The sequence below is a fragment of the Caballeronia sp. DA-9 genome (genome assembly GCF_051615025.1).
In the GTDB taxonomy this organism is placed as follows: Bacteria; Pseudomonadota; Gammaproteobacteria; order Burkholderiales; family Burkholderiaceae; genus Caballeronia; species Caballeronia sordidicola.
Map to the genome: position 1 here is coordinate 2,937,307 of NZ_CP195133.1, position 21,010 is coordinate 2,958,316.

The 21,010-nt window shown below is 54.2% G+C and carries 12 protein-coding genes and 2 pseudogenes; 10 read left to right on the forward strand and 4 right to left on the reverse strand.

Going from position 1 to position 21,010, the window contains the following annotated elements; genetic code table 11:
- Nucleotide 1: 1 nt before the first annotated feature.
- The 4 genes from ACRWA7_RS29620 (at nucleotide 2) to ACRWA7_RS29635 (ending at nucleotide 4,959) form a co-directional block, all read left to right on the forward strand.
- Nucleotides 2–838: a class I SAM-dependent methyltransferase gene (locus ACRWA7_RS29620; RefSeq protein WP_438394099.1), complete on the forward strand. Its 837-nt coding sequence runs from the start codon at nucleotides 2–4 to the stop codon at nucleotides 836–838.
- Nucleotides 835–2,451, forward strand: coding sequence for a methyltransferase domain-containing protein (locus ACRWA7_RS29625; protein WP_438394101.1), 1,617 nt, complete (start codon nucleotides 835–837; stop codon nucleotides 2,449–2,451). Before ACRWA7_RS29620 ends, ACRWA7_RS29625 begins: the two co-directional genes overlap by 4 nt.
- Nucleotides 2,452–2,539: 88 nt before the next feature.
- Nucleotides 2,540–4,108: a glycosyltransferase family 4 protein gene (locus tag ACRWA7_RS29630; RefSeq protein WP_438394103.1), complete on the forward strand. Its 1,569-nt coding sequence runs from the start codon at nucleotides 2,540–2,542 to the stop codon at nucleotides 4,106–4,108.
- Nucleotides 4,105–4,959, forward strand: coding sequence for a glycosyltransferase family 2 protein (locus ACRWA7_RS29635; protein WP_438394106.1), 855 nt, complete (start codon nucleotides 4,105–4,107; stop codon nucleotides 4,957–4,959). Before ACRWA7_RS29630 ends, ACRWA7_RS29635 begins: the two co-directional genes overlap by 4 nt.
- Before the next feature lie 1,874 nt (nucleotides 4,960–6,833).
- Here ACRWA7_RS29635 and ACRWA7_RS29640 read toward each other — a convergent pair.
- Nucleotides 6,834–8,105, reverse strand: coding sequence for a class I SAM-dependent methyltransferase (locus tag ACRWA7_RS29640; protein ID WP_438394108.1), 1,272 nt, complete (start codon nucleotides 8,103–8,105; stop codon nucleotides 6,834–6,836).
- Nucleotides 8,106–9,240: 1,135 nt separating this feature from the next.
- On the opposite strand from ACRWA7_RS29640, the gene ACRWA7_RS29645 reads away from it, so the two are divergent.
- The 5 genes and pseudogenes from ACRWA7_RS29645 to ACRWA7_RS29665 all read left to right on the forward strand — a co-directional run.
- Nucleotides 9,241–9,675 carry a hypothetical protein gene (locus ACRWA7_RS29645; protein WP_438394110.1) on the forward strand — a complete coding sequence of 145 codons (435 nt, stop codon included), beginning with the start codon at nucleotides 9,241–9,243 and terminating at the stop codon, nucleotides 9,673–9,675.
- A 318-nt stretch (nucleotides 9,676–9,993) separates the two neighbouring features.
- Nucleotides 9,994–12,051, forward strand: a complete 2,058-nt coding sequence (locus ACRWA7_RS29650) for a hypothetical protein (protein WP_438394112.1) — start codon at nucleotides 9,994–9,996, stop codon at nucleotides 12,049–12,051.
- Between the two features lie 148 nt (nucleotides 12,052–12,199).
- On the forward strand, nucleotides 12,200–12,379 hold the full coding sequence (locus ACRWA7_RS29655) for a hypothetical protein (protein ID WP_438394114.1): 180 nt from the start codon (nucleotides 12,200–12,202) through the stop codon (nucleotides 12,377–12,379).
- Nucleotides 12,380–12,429: 50 nt separating this feature from the next.
- Entirely contained in the window at nucleotides 12,430–13,155 is a 726-nt protein-coding gene (locus tag ACRWA7_RS29660) for a transposase (RefSeq protein ID WP_438394117.1), read from the forward strand.
- An 872-nt stretch (nucleotides 13,156–14,027) separates the two neighbouring features.
- Nucleotides 14,028–14,234, forward strand: a pseudogene (locus ACRWA7_RS29665) (IS3 family transposase); the annotation flags it as partial.
- Between the two features lie 233 nt (nucleotides 14,235–14,467).
- Here ACRWA7_RS29665 and istB read toward each other — a convergent pair.
- Together istB and istA are read right to left on the reverse strand one after the other, a co-directional pair.
- Nucleotides 14,468–15,238, reverse strand: a complete 771-nt coding sequence (gene istB, locus ACRWA7_RS29670; protein WP_438394119.1) for an IS21-like element helper ATPase IstB — start codon at nucleotides 15,236–15,238, stop codon at nucleotides 14,468–14,470.
- Nucleotides 15,235–16,870 (reverse strand): annotated as a pseudogene (gene istA, locus ACRWA7_RS29675) (IS21 family transposase). The gene istB and the pseudogene istA overlap by 4 nt, the downstream one beginning before the upstream one ends.
- Before the next feature lie 248 nt (nucleotides 16,871–17,118).
- Here istA and ACRWA7_RS29680 point away from each other — a divergent pair.
- Nucleotides 17,119–18,138 (forward strand): IS110 family transposase, encoded by a 1,020-nt coding sequence (locus tag ACRWA7_RS29680; RefSeq protein ID WP_438394121.1) that lies wholly within the window; start codon nucleotides 17,119–17,121, stop codon nucleotides 18,136–18,138.
- Nucleotides 18,139–18,512: 374 nt separating this feature from the next.
- Here the strand turns inward: ACRWA7_RS29680 and ACRWA7_RS29685 are convergent, their stop codons facing one another.
- Nucleotides 18,513–20,900 (reverse strand): hypothetical protein, encoded by a 2,388-nt coding sequence (locus ACRWA7_RS29685; RefSeq protein ID WP_438394123.1) that lies wholly within the window; start codon nucleotides 20,898–20,900, stop codon nucleotides 18,513–18,515.
- Nucleotides 20,901–21,010 lie beyond the last annotated feature (110 nt).

Consider the following 21,010-nt stretch of genomic DNA (forward strand, 5'->3'; position numbering starts at 1 on the left):
AATGAAAACTCTCACTCTTTCAATCGACTCTTTGTTGGAAGGCTATGATGCGGTCAGCGTCCTTTATCCGCATGTGCCTTCGCTCAGCCACTGGCGCGCCTGGGAATATGCTGCTTATCAAAATTTTTCGATCGTAGGCCGCGTTCTCGATCTCGGCTGCGGCGACGGCCGATACTTCAACCTGATCTGGCCGGACGCGAAGAATGTTGTCGGTGTTGACATGGAACCGGTAGTCGCCGAACTTGGCCGCAACAGCGGCGTTTATCGCGATGTCTATGTCACAGCCGCGCACAATGTCCCCGAACCCGACGCAAGCTTCGATCACGTATTCGCTAACTGCTCGCTCGAGCACATGGATCATCTCGACACGGTCCTGGCGGAGATTTATCGGTGTCTCAAACCCAACGGCACGCTGGTAGGCAGCGTTGTGACTAACAGGTTTGTCGAGTGGTCTCTTTTGTCGAATCTGGTTGCAATGGCAGGACACGACAAGATTGCCGATTCGCTCCAGAAAGATTTCCTTGAGTACCACCATCTCGCGAATCCACTCACTATCGACGAATGGACCAAAAGCTTCGAACGTGCGGGACTGGAGGTGGAGGCGCTCGTACCTATCCTGCCGAGAATCAATAGCGGAATCTTCCTATTGATGGACAGCCTCTGGCACCTCAAGCGAAAGTCCGGTGGCGAACTGGGCGACATTATCTATCCGTTTCTTTCGGCTAACGCAAATTTCCCTGCGGCATTTCGCAAGGTATTTGAGGGCCTGCTAGATATGGAGACCGACTGGCAGGACACTTGCGGCGCGGTTTTCGTGATTCGCAAACCCGGGGGATGATCATGCGCGCATGCTGGTGCGGAAACACCGACTATCAACCATTTGGTCCTGATTATGGCGAATGCACGGTTTGCGGCACGTTGGTGTATCTGTTGGAAATGCCGCCTGAAAAATTGTTAGTTCATGACGACGAGTCTGACTTCTATGGCAAGAACTATTGGCTCGAGCGTCAGAAAGACGAATTTGGTACGGCCGACATATTTTCCAGAGCACGTACTGACCTGACCGAGCGAAATCTACATTGGCTAAAAACGCTGCTCAAATATCGCTCGCCATCTGATGGAAAAGCGTTAGAACTGGGCTGCTCACACGGCAGTTTCGTCGCTTTGATGCGAATGGCCGGGTTCGACGCGTCGGGTGTCGAATTAAGCCCGTGGGTAGTTGACTTCGCGCAAAAAACGTTTGGCGTACCCATTTCGCTGGGGCCGATCGAGAATCTAGACATCACGCCCGGCAGCCTTGATGTGCTTGTCGCAATGGACGTTCTCGAGCATTTGCCCGATCCGGCAACTACCATGGGACGTTGTCTCGAGCTTTTAAAGCCAGACGGATTGCTATTGTTGCAAACGCCGCAGTTCATTGGCGGTGCTAGCTACGAAGAGTTCGTTGCGGGCAAGAATCGCTTCCTTGAGATGTTGATTCCAGAGGAGCACATATATCTCTTCACCCGGGAATCGGTCACGAGAATGTTCCGTGGGTTGGGCGCAAGGTTCATCCACTTCGAACCCGCAATATTTGCACACTACGACATGTTTTTCGTTGTAAGTAGGACTCACTTGACATGGCGGCCGACAGATGATGTAAGTGCCACGCTGGAGTCGCGTCCAGTTGGACGGATGGCCCTCGCGTTGCTTGATCTACGTGAGCGCGAACTTGCTTCGGAGTCAGATCGCATTGCGCGGGGCGAACAAATTGATGAATTGACCAGCCTTTTGAAAGAGGCGGAAACCGACCGAGCTGCACGAGGCCAGCAAATCGAGATACTGACGAGACGGCTCAATGAATCTGAGGAGGATCGCAGCGCGCGAGGTGAACAGTTGAAGACGTTGACAGATTTGTTAAATAAAGCGCAGGAAGATTCCGCCCAGTCCACTGAACAAATTGCGACGTTGCATAGCTTGCTAAAGGAAGCTGAAGAGGATCGTAGCGCGCGAGGTGAGCAAGTCGAGACGTTGGCAAGGATGTTGAAGGAGGCTGAAGAGGACCGTAGTGCGCGAGGTGAGCAAGTCGAGACTTTGGCAAGGATGTTGAAGGAAGCCGAAGAGGATCGTATTGCTCGAGTTGAGTATGTCGAGACCTTGGCAAGGATTTTGAACGAATCGGAAGCCGATCGCGCTACGAAAGGCGAACAGCTTGAGCGTTTAACCGAAATGTTGCGGGCGTGTGAAGAGGATAGGTCTGCGAAGACCGCACAAAGGTCAGCCTTGGAGATAGTGCTAAGTCAATCAGTGAGCGATCGCGCTGCCCAAAAGGCACTCCTGGATCAAGTGCGACGTTTCTTTCATCATCGGACGATTCATGCGGTGGTAAAAGTTGCGGGCGGCGAACAGTTCCGGATATTGGAAAAGCTACTTGAAAATAGTGCTGAAGATCGAATTGACGAGCGGGATTAAGAAGTAAATGAGCCAAGTTCCCCAAAAAATAGCGGTAGACCTTACCCCGGTACTGCCAGGCGGTGAAAATGGCGGCGCAAAAATATTTGTGCTCGACTTGCTGAGTCAGTTGGCGGAGATGAGGCCAGATGCGCAGTTCATTCTGTTAACGCAGGCCGCTTCTCACGATGAACTGGCCAAACTCGACCGGCCGAACGTACAACGTCGCATGGTTCTGGGCGCACTGACAGCGAATTCCGGCCGCTCGCGCCTAAAGAACCTTGCCGGACGCGTTGTGCCGAAAGTACCTGCGAGGTTCCAACGGGTTCTCAGCCGGGGGATTTATCGGCTTAACACGAGACTCAAGCGCCGTGGAACTGAAGGACTTTTGCGCCAGCTCGGCGTCGATCTGCTCTTCTGTCCGTTCACCGCGCCAACGTATTTTGAACCCCGCATTCCCACTGTCTGCACGATCTACGATCTGCAATACAAGACCTATCCGGAGTTTTTCACGCCGGAGGACGTGGCGCAACGAGCCCAGACGTTTTTAGACGCAGCACGTCGAGCCGATGCGCTGGCCGCCATCTCGGACTACTCGCGCCAGTCTGCGATCGATCATGGCGACCTGGAGCCGGACCGCATTCGAACGATCCACTTGCGCATGGCTCGCCGGATCGCACCTGACGCATCGCAAACTACGCAGGTACTGGATCGTCTCGAACTCACGCGCCAGAGGTATCTCGTCTTTCCGGCAAATTTTTGGAAGCACAAGAACCATGAAATGTTGCTGACAGCGTTCGGCATGGCGTGCAGGGAAGGCGGACTCGGTCCTTATATCAAGCTCGTCTGCACGGGTGCGCCGGGTGCGCGACGCGACTGGCTGATGCGGGCTGCTCGCGCCCTGAATTTGAGCGATCGGATCATCTTTCCGGGTTATCTGCCGAACGCGGAACTGGCCACGTTGATCTCTTGCTCCAGCGGCGTCGTTTTTCCATCGCTTTACGAAGGGTTCGGCCTACCGGTGATCGAAGCCATGACGGCGGGCGTGCCAGTGGCTTGCAGCAATACGACCTCGCTGCCTGAAGTCGCAGCAGACGCCGCCATCATGTTCGATCCGCGCATTCCGGAGCAAATTGCCGCGGCCATGATTACGCTCGTCACGAACGAATCCTTACGCGCAAAATTAATTGAAGCGGGACGGCGACGCGTCGATGAATTCTCGGATTCGAAACGCATGGCGAACGAATACTGGGATCTGTTTGTCTCTGCGCTAGCGAATTCGAGACACGAGAACCTGATTACCGGCGTGCACGTGGACGGCTGGGTCGGGGGAAACCTGAGAATTCAGACTGCCCCGCTCCTTGGCGCCCGCAGTGTGGAGGTGACGCTCCTCGCGCCCGAATGGGCGCCGCAGCGCTCGGTTACGGTTCAGCGTTTTCGTGAAGGTAAGCCGGATGGTGATGCCGTCAGGATCAAGCGTGGATCTGAAGTGGTAGTGTCATTACCCATGGACGGCGCAGGCGGATTTTACGAGCTACAAATCAGACCTACCTTCGTTCCCGCTCGCCACAAGCTCGGCGACGATCAGCGCGAGCTGTCCGCCATGTTGCAACGCTGCAGTATCGTTGCCGACGACAACACTCCCATCGAATTGTTCCCAGAGAAGGTTTCTGCATGAAAGTCAGCGTCGTCACTCCCTCTTATAACCAGGGACAATTTATTGAACGCACGCTGCAAAGCGTCGCATCGCAAACGGGCGCGGAGATCGAGCACGTCGTGTTCGACGGCGGTAGCACGGACTCGACAGTGTCCGTTCTGAAGGCATTCAAGCCACCGGTGCGCTGGGTATCGAAGAAGGACAAGGGACAAACCGACGCCGTCAACCAAGGGATCGCCGCGACCGATGGCGAGATCATCGGCTGGCTGAATTCCGACGATGTCTATTACCCGGGTGCGATTGCGAAAGTGGTGGCTTTCTTTGAACAGCATCCGGAAATCGACGTGGTCTACGGACTGGCTGATCACATCGATCTGGAAGATCATGCTTTTGAAGCCTATCCGATAGAGGACTGGGATCTCGATCGATTGAAGGAAACGTGCTTCATCTGCCAGCCGGCACTATTTTTCCGCCGGCGTGTCGTCGACCAGCACGGCCCTCTTGATGAGTCGCTGAACTACTGCATGGACTACGGGTACTGGTTACGGCTTGGAAAAGTCGGTGTCCGCTTCGCACTGCTCCGTGAAAAGCTCGCCGGCTCACGCCTTTACGCCGATAACAAGACACTCGGCGCACGAATCAAGGTTCACGCTGAGATCAACGACATGTTCGTCAAGTTGTTCGGCACAGTCCCGGATCGGTGGTTGTTCAATTATGCGCATGCGGTGGTAGAGAAACGGCATACGCGCGAAAGCGCCGGGAATAAGTTCGCGTTGCGAGTTGGCGCCGCGGCGGTTGCCGCCGCGCTTAAGTGGAACCACACTGTCTCGCGCGGAATGATAAAGGCGATTTACTCGTGGGTCCTGAAGTAATCCGAACAAACGGAAAACGACAATACCGCCCCGATCTCGCCTTGTTATCTGACACAGGAGAGCCCCTTGGCTGGGGCTTTCTTACTTCCCGCCCCAGAACTCGCTTAGTTACCCTCGACGCCCAAATGGAGTTCGATATTGTGCGACCAGGCTATCCGGGAACAGAGCGATTGAAATCGATATAGAACCATCAACGTACCGACATTCTCCTGCAATAGACATATCACCCGCTTATTTACGCCAACTTCAAATCGAAAGAGTGTGCATTCGGGAAACTGGTCCCAGCGTTGATCAACTCCATGATTTTGTAGTCGTCGTTTTGGCATACTATCGGAATGTCTTCCGTCTCGCAGATGCTGGAAGCCAATCTTGCGAAAGAAGCAACACTTGAGATGGCATTGGGTAGGCAAAGCAATGATATGTACTCCGCATCGACACGGTATCGCAACTCCGTGCTCTCTGACTAACTATGGGCGGGCAGACTTGAATCGTGGAGTGCCAGTACCTCAGTGATAAACGTGTGCTATCAATCTGCCCAATCGTATATTTGACACGGGTGACACACAAGTTCGTACGCAGCAAACTCGGCCAGAGACAAACCTCGCCGCTACAGTCCGCGCCGTTCGTTCTTTAACGCCCTGTTCAGGTCCGATTTATCAGACATGACTCAGTTGTGGGCTCAGACGATTGGAGGGGTTTCTTCAATTCTGAAGGAGGCGCCAATTTCCCATATTCGGGCAAAAATTTTCCTTCATATTGCAGCCGCATGTTGCACCCGGGGAACGCGATGTGCTGAATGTATCGATGCGTGGATTCAACGCCCTCCCAAGCGTCGTACTCCTCCTTACTGACAACCATATTACCGCCGCCATAGAAGCTAACTACGTATCGCGGAAAGGCGTTGGGATCGCAAATCGGATAATCCGAACGAATCGGCTCGTCTTTAGTACGAGGCGCTACAACTGAATCAGCCATTATAGAACTACCCTCCGAATACGGTTTGAGAACAACGATCAGCCGTTTAGGTGCACGGAATTCGACATGAAATCGAGTATTACGTGTTTTAATATAAAAACTTAAGTGATTACATGCAAGCCTAGCGCCACGCTATTATTTTATTGATCTTTCGCATCGATTCACACCCGCACAGAATGGATTCGTTTGTCGAATAGGTCTAACAAGCGGTGTGCATGGCTTTTGCGGCCATGCGCGATCGCACGCAGTTGTCACCGGTAGGCGACGAGTAATGACAGACACCGCAACACGGCCAGATTCGAAGGTTATCCGGCCTGGATGCATCGCTAGGACCATGCAGAAACGGGCGTGTTGTTCAAACTAACGGCGATGGCCCAAATACTCGAATGCTCGACCGCCACCGTTAGCCGTGAACTGAAGCGAAACAGCATTGCGGTTGGCATTTCATCCCAGCCGGCTGAAATACCAAGCGTCCCTGCCGTAGCGCGAGCAGATTGCGAGAACGGCAGGCTTCGTTTGATCAACACCTGGAGCCCGCAAGTTCGACATGACACCGGATGGGCCCGAAACCACGTGCAACCGAGCGGCGCGATGAGCCAAAGTGTTATCGCCCGTTACGAGGCATGAGCTGTCGACAACGTTAAAAGTGCCCCCACCGGCGACGCTTTTTGTGCAACTCGGCGAGACATCTCGCAAAGGGAATGCCGTGATCGCTATCGCCACCGAACCGGGCACATAGGCGAGACTCGCTACAGTTCAATTCAAACCTTCGCGGGAAAAAGCCGCAGCGACCTTCCGTCGTTCAGCCAGCCCTATTACAACGAGATCAGAGCCGGTTGAATAAAGATGTCACCTGAAACTGCCAACCTTGCCGGGTGGTGCCACGGACGAATTCCTTGCTAAATCCAGTGGAAGCCGACCGCCAACATCCCGACGACACCCAGCGCGGCAACTGCGAAACCACCCGCAAGCAGTCGGAATTTTCGCGTGAGATTGATCGCGATTTCGATCCGAAATGCCTTGATGCTGTCCTTGATCTCGATGGAATCGACGGCTCTCAGCTGCCAGAGGGTAGCCTTCAGCTCGGCGAGATCGGTACCCGACAAGGCCTGCATCGTCGCTTTCAATTCACCGACCTCGTCTTGCACCTGATCTATAGTGCTTCGCACGTGGTGAAGCTGTTCGCATTGTTCGACAATGACGGCTTCAGTAGCCAAACCCTGCTGTTTGTCGATCCTCGCTACCCGCTGGTCCAGCTGTTCGAACCTGTCATGAAGTCTAGCAGCGCTCTGTTCAATCAGTGACAGTTGCGCCGTCATTGCGACCTCGAATGCCGGTGGATCGATTGCCGCGGGCGGGTTCAAATGTCTTTCGTGTGCCTCGGACAAGTCAAGCAACGCCTTACTTCTTTCGGACTGCGCGTCTGACGGATCAACAGGCTCAGCAGTTTTTTTTGCGACCGCGATGCTCGTCAACCCGGTCGACGTCTCGTAGGCGAGCGAAATAGCATGTCGCACTTGCTCCAGGGAACCGTCCGTACTGCTGATCTCAGTAAGCGGCATCTGTGTAAGACGGAGATACTGTCCTACGCTTCCAAAACCCGCCTTCTGCATCAATTTTTGCTGTAGCGACCACGGCATATCCTTTTCAGTCGTGCCGTATTTCTTCATGACCGCAATGCTGTCTTCAGTAGTCGAGTGACCGGCGCCCGGTTCAACGGTTACGAGAACCCCGCCGTCGTTGAGCGCGGCAAAGATATTCTTTACGACCTTGAACTCATCCTCCGCGTGGTGAAGTGAGTCATAGATTACGGCTATATCGAAACCGGTGGGGATGGTGCCAGCTTCGTAGTCGCAAACCTGGAACGAAAGCCCCTCATGCGCTCGACGGTTCGCAAGCTCAATCATGTCAGGACTGATATCTAGCCCAAGCACCTCGTAACCGCGGCTGGCGAACAGCTCACTGGTCCATCCGCTTCCAACACCCACATCTAACAGTTTGGCAGGCGGCGGAGGAAGAAGCATCATCACCTGGGCAATGTCCATCAGATACTCACCGCACCGTGCGTCCGAGAACGGTTTGCGCGCAAGGTAGTCTATGAAGTCATCAGTAGAAAACGCTTCAACCTCCGCCACTTTCTTAATGTAATCAATTTCGTCAGCTTTTGCCATGTGTTTTCACTGCGGTGTCGGCTTACGGTTACTCGGGGGCGGGCGGGTCTTAAATCTGGTTCGCGCACAGCCATTGTAAGCCGAGATCATAACAAAATAATGCAATAAGATCATCGACCTGCTGCATCAGCTCGTTTTAAGATACCTACAGTCTGGCCTCGCCTTTAGAACGCTATAGCATTCACCAATGCTTAATAATAGTCTTCGCATAAACCAAGGAACATTAGAGCATATAGAAATTCGGGGCAGCAACACCATGGTGGTCTAGTTTCCTCGGACAGGTCGATCGAAAGGACAATCCCGAATCGAAAAGGAAATGCGCTGGATGACAAGAAGGACACACAATTTGCTGCCAACATCGTGCTGAAGTGGTGAATACAATACAAGCCCAGGGGTCGCCGCTAAACAAGGTGTACCGGTCGATGAACCTCGGCGAGACAGCCATATGTCGCTGGGTTGCGCAGCATGATGCCGAGTCGAGCGGGGGCTGGCGCAGACAAAACTACTGACGACCGAGCAGCGCATCCACCAGCTTGAAATAGGGAGTCGGCAACTGCGTGAGGACAATACATAGCTGCAAAAGTCATCGGCCTTCGTCGCCGGACTGAAGTGATTTACCGCGTGGTAGCCCACTTTTAACTGGAGGCTGTATCGGTCAGTGACGCCTGTCGCGTTTTGAAGGTGCGCACTCTGGCTACTCCTCGCACCGGCCTTCCAGACCGGGCTTAAAGCGTCTGCATGATCAGACCGACGCCAAGGTAGTATCTGCCGCAAACAGCGCGAGATACACCAATCCGTGCGCGGTATAGTCGATCAAGAAGCAAGCAGTAAGTATTGAGCGCTGCCGGATGCGTACGTTGATGCGCAAAGTGGATTTGTGCACAAGCAGAAAGCGCAATTTCGTCTCAACGACTGCCAGTCGGCATCCGCTATCAGTGGGCGGGGGAGGACGTGCCGCACCGGCAGTTTGACCAGCGAGCCTAATCGCGCGTATGTTTTAGATATCACTTAAATTAGCATAGGTCCAGGCTGGATGTACTTGGCGGTCGTGCCAGACCTGTATTCAGGCTCATGCGAGGTGGGAGATTATAGTCCATGACGCCCACTACGCCGGCCAACCTAGTCATATCCGGCCATGACCATCGCGCTGCAATTGCGTCACCCAGCACCGGGACTGCTACTGCATTCCGACCAAGGCAGCTCGTACGCGAGTGATGAATACGAAGCCTTGCTTAAGGAGCACCGTCTGATTTTCAATAAGAGCAGCAAGGGAAATTGCTGGAACAACACGGTGACGGAAATCTTCTTTCTGAGTCTAAGAATGGAGCGCGTTTGGCAGTGCCAATATGCCAGCCACAGCGAGGTGCGGCATCAGCCAGTACATCGTCGGTTTTTGCAATCCCGTGCGTCTGTACTTGGCTTCGGACTATTTGTCGCACGCGGCCTCAAGGCGAGACTGACAGTGGAAGAGCCATCTGCCTGCCGAAATAACTCGACCACCACACGGAATGCCAAATTGCGAATGAGCACCCAAAGAAGCTTCCAACAATTCGCGGCCTCGCTTTTCTAACCGAAGACAGGATCGGCGAGGATGTCACCTTAAGTCTCGCTAGGGCTCATACCCTTTGTGAGATCGTCTCGAACCATTTAATTCAACTAGCCTTTTATGCCGAGTGTTTACTGGAAGACCATCCTCATTTCCTCCGCAATGCTATGCCTTTCTACATTTCTGGGCCGGGTTCTGACGCGTTTTTTGCCGCTCAGACTGCAAGGCGCTGCGCGTTTCTATCTAGCCCCGATCTTGGGCCTTAGCATGATTGTAATATGTGCCAGCATCATCGGACGACAATTGCCCCTTGGCAACCCAGTCGTCACGCTATGCATCGTCATGACTTTCGCGGCGGTCATTCTGATATTTGAAAGGGAAAAAAAACGGGCGATAGAACAAGCCTTTCTGGTGAGTTGCTTCGGGTTAATCTGCGGCGCTGCGTTTCTGCAGCGCCTTCTGATGCACGGCGCTTACATGCTCCACAACGATACATTCACGTACCTTGCGCATAGTGACTGGCTCCAGGGTCACGCATTTGCGAAAGCTATTCCGCTCGACGCGGTGACTCCGTCTTCAAGTCAGATCTACATGTATCAACACGCCGGTCTACGCATGGGCGGCAGTTATCTGCTCGCGTTTGCCCAGGCAATCTCTGGCCAGCGCTGGGCGTTCGACGTATACCCATCAGTAATCATTCTCGGGATGTCGGCATGTTGCCTGTCTGCGGGATTTCCGGTCTCGCGATATCTGCGCCGGGTCTCTCGCATTCACCGGCTGGCACTACTTTTGGTCCCAACGTTTACCATTGGAGGCCTGATGTTCGGTTCGACATCAGGTTTCATGCCGCAAACACTAGGGCTGGCGCTTGGCGCCGGGTTGCTGTTTTTGGCCGGTCCGGTCATGAAGCAAATTGCAACTCGACAGGTAACTGCGGGCGAACGTGCAAATGCAGCCGTCCCCCTCGCCGCATTGTTTGGCGCCATGACTTACACCTATTCGGAAGTCATGCCGTTCGTAGTCGTCGCAATGGTCGCCAGCGCAGGACTAGTTGCTTCGCGCTATCAAGCGTTTAAGACGATTGTCACGTATGGCTTCGAGGTCGCGGGAGCTTCAATCCTGCTGCTTAATACGGAAATGATGCGTACAGTCAACGCAGTGATGCTTCAGTCGCACGCGGTCGTCGGTATGCCAGTCGATTGGGCGTTAGTCGGGTTTGTTGCACATGCATTCGGCGTTCACGGCGGTCCATGGGATGGACTTAACTGGGCCCTTCAACCAAACGTGGGCTCTTCGTCGTTCTGGTTAGGGGTCGTTGTGCTGGCGATCTCTTCCGTTTTGGTAATCACGAGCTGGCGGACGATATGGCGAAGCACAAGTGACGGCGAACTATTGCCTGCAAGCGTGATGCTGACACTGTTTGCGGCCGGGCTCGTTTATTTCCGATACTTTGTGCCGTCACCGTTTCCAACAGGCATCGGTGCGAGTTGGAGCGAATTCAAGCTATCCGATTGGGCCGGTCCATTCATGTCGGTATTTATCTTGGTCGGAATGATTCGCCTGAAACGTCCCTTGGGAAAGCAGTTCAATCACGCAGTGGTAACCGTCTTTGCCCTTGGCCTAATACTTACTGCCATCGCGCCACCCCGAGTGCTCGCTGGCGCATTCAATCCTTTCATCAGGTATTACGGTTCACCGCCAGACCTGGGCCAACTCTATCTTAATCTCCGAAATACGGCCCTAGATATCTGTCCCGGTAACAGAGCAGTGTATTTGGCTCTCAATGGCGAAGATGTGAAAGCGCGTGAAATCGTTGCGCTTTTCTTGGCGGATCGTGATCTTCGATCGAATTGGACAGGTGACGATTACCTCAATGACATGACCCGCGCCCATGGCAATCAAGACATCGCCGCAGGTGATTGCGTCGTGGAAGCGCGGAACAAGCCGCGATACGTCGAGCAAGGCAAAGTAGTGGGTCCGTTCAAAGTAGGCATCTACGACGGGCACGGTGCAATCACTATCGCAACAATTAAAGGCGCATACGCGCGCGAGAGCGACGGCGACAACTGGTGGCAATGGGTACCTCACAAGATCGAATTCACATTCGACACAAAATCCGTGCAGTCAACGACTGCACACACCAACCTGTCGTTCGGCTACAAGACAGTTGGGAAGCAGACACTTACAGTACGGCTTGTCAAACGAGACGGTGCAGCTCAGGAATTCACGTTGGAATCAAACGGCGGTGCTCCTATGCAGTTCTCAACCACGATAAATACAGATCCGAAAGACATAACGGAAATCAGCATTGAAACGAATGGGGAAGCAAAAACGCTTGGACCCACCGACAACCGATTGGCCGCGTGGAACGTTCGGAATCTGTCAGTGACGGGGCAGTGACGCAACAGCTCCGTCTGGTGGAGATAGCGCGATATGAGTCGTGCGTGTTGATGGCCACGCAAACTGATAGTCATCTAGCCATCCTCACTTCGGCAGAGCTGAGGAATAAAGTCACGGTACGAATCCGAACTTTATCGAGGAGGACGTCATGTTATCTTGTGGCATTGGTCTTCATTCCAACAACGGCCTTGTTGTCGTCTCCGACGACGCCGACAAGGCCGTGTATTCCAAGCGGCTACCGAACGATCTCGCACCGATATGTGCCGCGCTGAGTCCTTATCAACACGAGCTGTTTGGCGTGCTCGTCGAATCTACTTACAACTGGTAATGGCTGGTTGACGGGCTGATGGTCGCAGGCCATTCAATACACTAATACACTTGGCCAACACCACGGCTATCAAACAATACGATGGTCTTAAGCACCGCGGCTGCGAATCCGATGCACGTCATCTTACGCACGTTATTCGGCTTGGTTTGCTGCCAGAAGGCCACATTATGCCCAAAGCTAATCGCGCGTTCCGCGACCTTGCGCATCGGCGCATGCAGTTAGTTGGGCAACGGACCTCTCAGATCGTTTCGATCGAAACAAGCATGGCCCAGCACATGGGCGCCGCAATTTCTGGCAGCAGCGTCAAGGAGCTGACCTCAGATGATATCGATGCGATGCCGATTAGACCGACAGGGACGCTAGGCATGAAAGCAAACCTCCCGGTTATGCAGGCGCTCCAGGTGCAAATCGATGGAATCGAAGCGACGTTGTCAAAGCACTGCCGTCGCCACATAGATTACCGTCTCTTGTGGTCCGTAGCTGGCATCGGGCCGATCCTGGCGACAGTCATTTTGTTGGAGACTGGCGATATTGGTCGCTTCGCCGACGTCGGAAATAACACGTCGTATTATCGCTGGGTCGGAAGTGCTCATATGTCCAACGGAAAGAAAAAGGGAGAAGGCAATACCAAGAAACGGCAACCGCTTCTTGGCATAGGCATATGTCGAAGCTGCCAATTTTGCGATCCGTTATTGCGAAGCCGCCCGCAAATTTTATCAGCGGAAAAAAAAAGCCAAACGAAACAGCGTCGTGGCCATCAAAGCGGTGGCCCATAAGCTCGCTCGCGCTTGCTTTCATATGTTGAAGACTGGCGAGAAGTTTTCTGTGAAGCGATGCTTCACATAATTCTTGGCAACGGCCGGTGAGCCCGCAAGCGGGTTGGATACTGAGCCAGCAAAACTGATTGGACGCCGTGTCGTTTGCCATCGTTGTTGCTTTAGCAGGAAATGAGTCGTCCGGATTGTGAGCCACAAGGGTTTGGAGCCACCAAGCGGCAGCCAAAGAATTGACCATCACTTGGACGCAGGACAGAACCGAGATGACTCTGGAGCAGTTCCCCGTCGGGGCGGAATAGCGATTCGGACGTCCGCTTGACACCACATGGGTGACTGGTGCGATTCACGTAACCACACGATGAGGCGCAAGGCACGATTTGTTACTGAGAGAAGACAGCATTGGCGATGGGGCAGTAGCTAATCGCGGAGCAGCGGAGGATTTAATTCGTGCTCTTGGCGGAGGACGGCTAATGGGTGACCCACTTGCGCTAAGGGGGATGCGGACAAAATCTTGGACTACCTGGAGATAGCTCATGTCTTCATGCGAAGACCGCCTCCGCAGCGGCGACTATCTGACAGCTTGAATATCCGACCAAGAATGCTCTTAAGAGCTGGCACCGGGATGCAAACTGCGTCTTGATCTGCCTTAGGCTACGCACATTTGAAGCCGCGATATTCCCAGCAGCAGAAGCGGCTCGCCATCGAACACTATCTTGACCACGGCCGCTGCATCTCCGCGATACTCAGAGCATTGGGCAATCTTGTCCGCACGTCACTTAACGTTTGGATACGAGAATTGACGCCCGCGGGACACACGCGCGTTGTTAGTCGATCAGAAGGGACATCCCAGGACTCAAACGGTCATCTGTCAAGTTCCGGATCTTCTGAAGGAGGTAGGCCCGGCACGCAGCTCTTACTTCTACTTTCGAGCAAGACTTGATGCCATGGACGAATATATTGAAGCGCATCGCACCATTGCAGACATCTTTGAAGACAATCACCGTTGCTATGGCTATCGACGCATTCAGGCATCGTTGGGCCGGCAACAGATAATGATCTCGGAGAAGGCCGTGCAACGTAAACGGTCGCCCGCTGGGGCATTTGGCACGCGCCCTGACGCGGACCTTGCCGCGGAGTACACTGAGCCCGGTCGAATACCGGAAAAGTCTGGGACCCATAGCTTAACCAGTCCAAGATTGCATCCTCATGCCCAAAAACAACAGTCCAGCTTGTTTCCCGGATGGTCACTTCAAACTCCTCCACTTATGGTCGCGCAAACTCCTCCACCTAAAAGCAGGACAAAGATGGTTTTTTAGCTCGCTTTGGATTTGCGCGCAAGGGTTTCCGCAGCTTCTTTCAAGCGATAGCTTCGGCCGTCGAATTCGAGTGAATGGCAGTGATGCATGAGGCGGTCCAGAATCGTGCTGCTCATGGTGTTGTCGCCGAGGTAGGCGCCCCAGTCTTGAACGACGCGGTTTGACGTGACCATGACGCTACGGCGCAGTTTGTATCGTTGATGAACAAGGGTTTGCAGCAAAGCTCCAGCGACGTCTGGAATCGACCGGGATAAAAACAGGTCGTCCAGCACCAGCAAATCGCATTCGAGAATGCTCCGCAAACGCTTCTCTTGTTGTGGTGGTTCACTAAGCTCAAAGCGTGTGAAGAAGTCGTCGGTCTCAAGATACTGGACCTTATAGCCTTGCAGGACCGCCTGGTTGGCGACCGCCTTCGCGACGTGCGACTTGCCAGTGCCCGGTTTGCCGATAAGAAGCGCGTTCTCGCCGGCCGTGACGAACTTCAACGTCCTCAACTCCAGACAGGCTTGGCGTGGAAGCTTTGGATTGAAGGACCAATCGAATTCGGCGAACGTAAGCCTCTCTTCCAAGCCCGACTGTTTGTGCCGGCGCTCGACGAGCCGTGATTGGCGGCGATCGAGTTCGTCTTGAAGAATCATTGAGAAGGTTTCCAGAAAGGGCTGGTTTGCCGCTTGCGCTTGCAACACGCGTGTTTCTAGCGTGTCGCGAACACCAGACAAATGCAGTTGTTTGAGCGATCGCTCGATTTCGGGCATCGACATGGTCATTTGTTGGTCTCTCCAGTGGTCAAGGACGGTTCTTTGAGCTGCTGTTGCGCGCCGAGATTGAACAGCTCGCCGTATTCGGCGGCTGGACGGATTAGCGCGTGATCCTGGGTAAGAGGTAAAGCGAGTTGCGGCGCTTCGCTGAGCCGCTCCAGCGCTTGGTCGAACAGCCGCTCGACCAGTCCGCGAACTTGTTTATACGAACGCAGGCGGTGCTCCTGTGCCTGACTGCAGGCTTGCTCGACGATGCGGGCCGGATACTTCTTCGCGAGGCCGACGATGCCCCACATGCCGCGCTGACCGACGCGCTCTTCGGAGTCAAACATCCGCTGGCAAAGCGCCTTGGTTTGCGGCCCAATGTCGCCAGCGGCCGATAGAAGAAAGGCTGTTTGACGGGATGGATTGAACGGACGCTCGTCTTCAGGCAACAGCAATTGGCCCGGCTGTTTAAAGCGCGGGTGAATACGAAGCAGCGTCTGTGTCTGTCGGTCGCGAACCTCAATGGTTGAATCGAAGATGCGCACCAGCACCATGCTGCCGATCGCGGCGGGTCGGGCTGCGTACCAGCTGTGGTCGATTCGAACGGTCGTGTCGTCGGATACGGTGCGAACGACCTGCTCGAAGTAGCGGAATCCTGCCAGGAGCAGCGCCCGCAAGTGCGGCTTCTCCTCCTGGAACATCGCCTCGACCTGACGGCGGGCGCGGCCGTGCAAGCGCTTGGATGCCCAGTTCGCTTCCCAGCGCACGAGAAACGCGTTCTGTTCCTCAATAGAGTCGAAGCGTCGGCCGCCAAGCGCGGTGCCTTGCGTATGCTGGATTGCGTTCTCAACGGTCCCCTTGCGGTTCGGATCCCGCACGCGCGCCGGGTCAGCAACCACGCCGTAGTGTTCGAGCATCGCGGCGTAGAGGTGATTGATCTCCGGTTCGTATAGATCCGGCGTGATGACGCCTTCCTTAAGATTATCGAGGACGATGTATTGAACACAACCACCGAAATATCTGAACGCTTCTTCGTGAAGTTGCGCCCACACTTGCTGGCTGGATTTCCATACGACCCGGCGGAAACTGTGACGCGAAAAACGTAAAGTCATCACAAATAGCCGTGGTCGCCGATAGCGTCCCGTCTTCGGATCGAGGGTCGGCGCACCCTCGCCATAGTCAACCTGAGCCTCCTCGCCTGGCAGGAACTCAAGACGGTCGAATTGTTCCGGATCGATATGGCGCAAGGCACGCACGAACCGTTTGACGCTCTCGTAGCTCGCGGCAAACGCGTATTGATCAACGAGATCCTGGTAGATAGCCTGAGCGTTTCGTTGCAAGCGAACTTGCTCTTCGATCCATTGCCGATGGGGCTCGCACAATGAACGGGCGAAATCGAAGTTGTGCTCCTTGACGGCCGCTGCCTGAAAAGCCGGTGGTCGCGGCGGTGGAGGAGTTTGGCCCGCGTCTTCTGAGCCGATGGTCGCGGGAGGTGGGGGAATTTGCGGGCGTAAACGCGCGCGCCGCGAAGATCGCCATGTAGCGGCGAATCGTCTTGCGGTCGATTCCGGTGATCCGGTGAATCTCACGCTGGCTCTTCCCGAGCTCCAGAAGCGTGAACACGGTACTTTGCTGATGCTGCTTCAAGACGTTCAACTCCCACCTCCAAGGCTGGCCAAGGAGGTAAAAATAACGTCCTGCTACACGGCGCGACCAGCGGCTACAAATTGCCTAGCTCGAGCCCAAGGGTGGAGGAGTTTGAAGTGACCACACCCGGAATGAAATGAACGGCCCCCACCCGTCGACAAGATCGTGCGGGGGACGCACTTCCGTCGGCCGACCGCGTAAAAGTGCCCAAATCGTTAGATGATGGAGATCTTCACAGGCAAACCGGAGAATCCAAAATGAAGCATACGACCGTTGGTGTGGACATTACGAAAAACGTCATCCAGTTGCACTGGGTCGACCTAGACACCGGTGAAATCGTGAACAAGCCGGTTAAGCGCGCAGTGTTCCTGGAGCATTTCGCAAATCGTGCGCCTTGTAGGATCGGGATGGAAGCCTGTAGCGGTGCGCAACATTGGGCACGGCGGCTCATCGAAATGGGTCACGAGGTAAAGCTGATGCCAGCTAAATTCGTTAAGGCTTTCAATACCGGCAACAAAAATGACGCTGCCGATGCGCGCGCAATCTGGATGGCAACGCAAATGCCTAGCAAAGCGGTTGCAGTGAAGACGGAGGCACAGCAAGCCGTTCTTGCGCTGCATCGGATGAGGCAGCAACTCGTGAAGTTTCGCACGATGCAGATCAATAGCCTCCGTGGCTTGCTGACTGAGTACGGTGAAGTGATGGCCCAGGGGCGCGCCGCGTTGGACAAGGCGATACCAAGTGTGTTGCAACGGTTGGTCGATCGTCTACCGGCGATTCTAATCAACACCCTGCGTGAACAATGGAACGGGCTGACAGCACTGGATAAACAAATTGCCGAAATTGAACGACGCCTGCAGACATGGATGAAAGAGGACAAGGCGTGCAATGCAATCGCTGCCATCCCCGGCGTTGGCCTGCTGACCGCGACAGCTGCCGTTGCTACGATGGGTGATCCGAAATCGTTCAGATCGGGACGCGAGTTTGCAGCGTGGCTTGGTCTGGTGCCTGGGCAAACAGGCTCAGGCGGCAAAATAAAACTGCTTGGGATCAGCAAGCGTGGCGACACCTATTTGAGAACCTTGCTAATTCATGGCGCTCGTAGCGTGTTGTTTCACACGAAGGAGCCTACAGAATGGATCGAACAGATGAAAAAGCGCAGACCACTGAACGTGGTGATGGTCGCGCTCGCTAACAAGATGGCGCGAATCATCTGGGCAGTACTGGCGCACGCCAGACCGTACACGAAAGATCATGTCAGCCTGAAGTCGGCTTGAGCAAGCATTCCGCTTAACGAGCAGTTCAATCGAGTTGGATAATCCCGTCGTAAAGTTGCGTTGGCAATCGAGTGTAATGACAGCACAGGTAAGACCGGGATTCGTGAAACCTGGAAATTCCAGCGAGCTTCGAGCTCTCACCCGGAATGAGGCACGAGTCAGCGGATTTCATAGAGACCCGCAGCGGCTATACCGGCTGCAAGAAGGTCGCATATAGAGCTGCAACCTATCCTGTTCTTCAACGCACAAGAAGCCTGGCGCAAAGGGGGCCGTTCATATAGAGGAATTTGGGTGACCGCCCGGGGTTTTTCATATTTCTTTCCTGGATTTTTCTTGCAGTCTATCGTGGAGCGAAAGACTGCCTCCGTTCTGCTTCAATGGGGCGCTGGCGGCCAGACCAGCCCAAAAGAGATATTTCTGTAGTCGTCGGGAAAGTGCTGAGCAGGCTTGTTTGATTTCACTTCAATCGTTTCGTCATGGCTTGCCAGCGCTACGCAAACCTGTTTGGTCAGCGGGTTGGCGAAAGTCGCATCGAAGGGGACATCGACTGTCTGCTGTTCTCGCGAAGTCGTGATCGTAGCCGACAGCGATTTGTCGCCCCATGGATTGATCAGTTGGAGAACAACGCAAGTTTGCTCGCCTCCTCCCAGAATGCTGTTCAAGGTCAGTTTGCTGTCAGGCCCGATCCACCGGAATGTTCTTCCTTGGGCATGTTCTATCGGATAGGCGCTGTCGTCGATGCCAACGGAAAGCTTCGGCACATCCGATGCGGTAAGCTTTGCGCTTCCGTCGAATTTCAAATGGACGATATATGAATCGCTCGATAGGCCCAGAACGTTCACGTCTGCATGGTGTTGGCTGCCGAACTCGACCGCCTTCTTGGCATCCTTCCCGTTCACAAAATAGGCAACTGCTTTCTCATCGGAAGCTGAGAGCGATTCATCGCTGAAATAAGCAACCCGGCGCGCCCCGTACATCTGATAGATCGGAAAGGTGGTGCCAAGCGCGGATTCCTGGCTGACGAATACCGGCTCTCCTCGCGCTTCACGCCAAAGAAAGTCTGATGCGCGCGCCGTAGGGGCATCCAGATATCCTCCTGAGCTTGTCATCGTCACGGGCTGATTTAAAAGCCACGCAAAATATTTGAAGGTGGCTTGCACGCCCACGAGGAAAAGAGCAGCGGCAACAGGCACTACGAGAACGCTGGCCGCTGGGGAAAGCCTTTCACCGATAGCTGCTAATCCGATCAAAGCGATGATCGCGGCGAATGCGCCGACGTACCATTGGACCGTGTCGCGGGTCACGTCCCATATGTTGAAGTCCGGCAAGATATGCAATCCGAGCCGGAGGTGAATCAGTACAAGGAATGCCGAGGTCGGCAGGAACGCAAACAGTGCAATAAAAAACGGTGACCGGAATCGCTTGATAACCAGCGGAGCAAGACTACACATGATAAGCGCCACCGTCGAAAGCCATGGGTTGTTCATCGGAGTCATCTTGTAGAAGTATCCGAATGCAGTCATTACCCCATCCAGTGGTGGATAAGACATCACAACCGGCGCCGTACCCCTGTAGCCTTGAATGATGTGTGCTTTCGCAGGCAACAGCAGCACAATACCGATGATTGACACAGCAGGTATGCATGCGAGCACGAAGCGCCACCACTGGGGCGTCTCAACTTGTTCATGTCTTAGCTTCCGGAACGTATACGCGGCGATAGCGAGCCCTGCGATCTCCGCGATGAATGCTGGCAGCAAGCCTATGACATGGCTTCCGGCCCCAGCGAATGCCGCGCGCACACCGACAACAGCGATTGTCAAGGGGTACACGCACCATATGGCCTGCCGGAATACCCTGCGCGCCGTTGTCCATGGAGAGACAAAAAAGTAAATAGCCCAGAATAATAAAAGGTAGGGAACGACGACTGCACCAAGTAGTACGGCTGCCGACATGAACAGTCCTGGCTCGTTCGAATCCGGATCATTATTATAGATAGCAGCTACGGAAGCGATCGCCAACAGCACAGCGAAGATGGAATCTTTCCCGACAAAGAACATGCCGTAGAGACCATAGTGGCTAAATACAAGGTTTGCAAGAATCAACAGTGCGGCAGCAACTCGGAGGCGAAAGCCAAATTGCTTAGCGGCGTAGTCGGACACTACCGCTGCCAATGCGAACAGGATAACCCTCATGCCTGCCGCCGACGTCGCTACCGGTAAATCCGGTTGAAGTAGCGATGGAATGAAGATCAGGCCAGCAAAACCAGGCTGCGTCGGTACAGTCATCCCACCCATCAAGATGTGATACGCACGGGCGAGAACTGTTGGGAAAGTGGCCACTCCTCCGACCCATCCCTGCAGATATTGTTGCACTTCAAGGATCTGCACAGAGTCCAGTACATTGGGGAATTGGAATGAAGCGTACTCGCCCACGACAAGTCCCAGCGTAATTAGCGCCCATAGGGAGCTTCGTACCGGACCAACTGGACCTTTCAAGATCAATCCGCTGCAGCCAATTGCGAGATCAAGGACGAGGAGGGATATACCAATCGTGCTCGGAGACCCACTTACAAAAACCCAACAGAAAAGAAACATTAGCGCGTTGACATGGATCCCGAAGGAAAACGAGGTCAAGATCGCCGACGCCGCATCGGATTGCCATCGCAGGCCAAACTTCGCGAGGATCTGTTTGGCTCCCCACCCAGGGAAAAGTACTAGCAGAACTCCGGACAGGGCGCTCATCATCGGGATCGTTGCATTCATGCCGCGTCTTCTTTCAAGAAAAGTCGCAAAGATACATTATTTTTTGTATCACCTGCTACGATTTCGCCTAACCCGCTTGCAAGCGGCTTGGCACCCATGAAAACGGAAAA

Coding starts and splice junctions, on each gene's coding strand:
- ACRWA7_RS29620 (WP_438394099.1), top strand. CDS start 2: ATGAAAACTCTCACTCTTTCAATCGACTCTTTGTTGGAAGGCTATGAT.
- ACRWA7_RS29625 (WP_438394101.1), top strand. CDS start 835: ATGATCATGCGCGCATGCTGGTGCGGAAACACCGACTATCAACCATTT.
- ACRWA7_RS29635 (WP_438394106.1), top strand. CDS start 4,105: ATGAAAGTCAGCGTCGTCACTCCCTCTTATAACCAGGGACAATTTATT.
- ACRWA7_RS29640 (WP_438394108.1), bottom strand. CDS start 8,105: ATGGCAAAAGCTGACGAAATTGATTACATTAAGAAAGTGGCGGAGGTT.
- ACRWA7_RS29645 (WP_438394110.1), top strand. CDS start 9,241: ATGACCATCGCGCTGCAATTGCGTCACCCAGCACCGGGACTGCTACTG.
- ACRWA7_RS29650 (WP_438394112.1), top strand. CDS start 9,994: ATGACTTTCGCGGCGGTCATTCTGATATTTGAAAGGGAAAAAAAACGG.
- ACRWA7_RS29655 (WP_438394114.1), top strand. CDS start 12,200: ATGTTATCTTGTGGCATTGGTCTTCATTCCAACAACGGCCTTGTTGTC.
- istB (WP_438394119.1), bottom strand. CDS start 15,238: ATGACCATGTCGATGCCCGAAATCGAGCGATCGCTCAAACAACTGCAT.
- ACRWA7_RS29680 (WP_438394121.1), top strand. CDS start 17,119: ATGAAGCATACGACCGTTGGTGTGGACATTACGAAAAACGTCATCCAG.
- ACRWA7_RS29685 (WP_438394123.1), bottom strand. CDS start 20,900: ATGAATGCAACGATCCCGATGATGAGCGCCCTGTCCGGAGTTCTGCTA.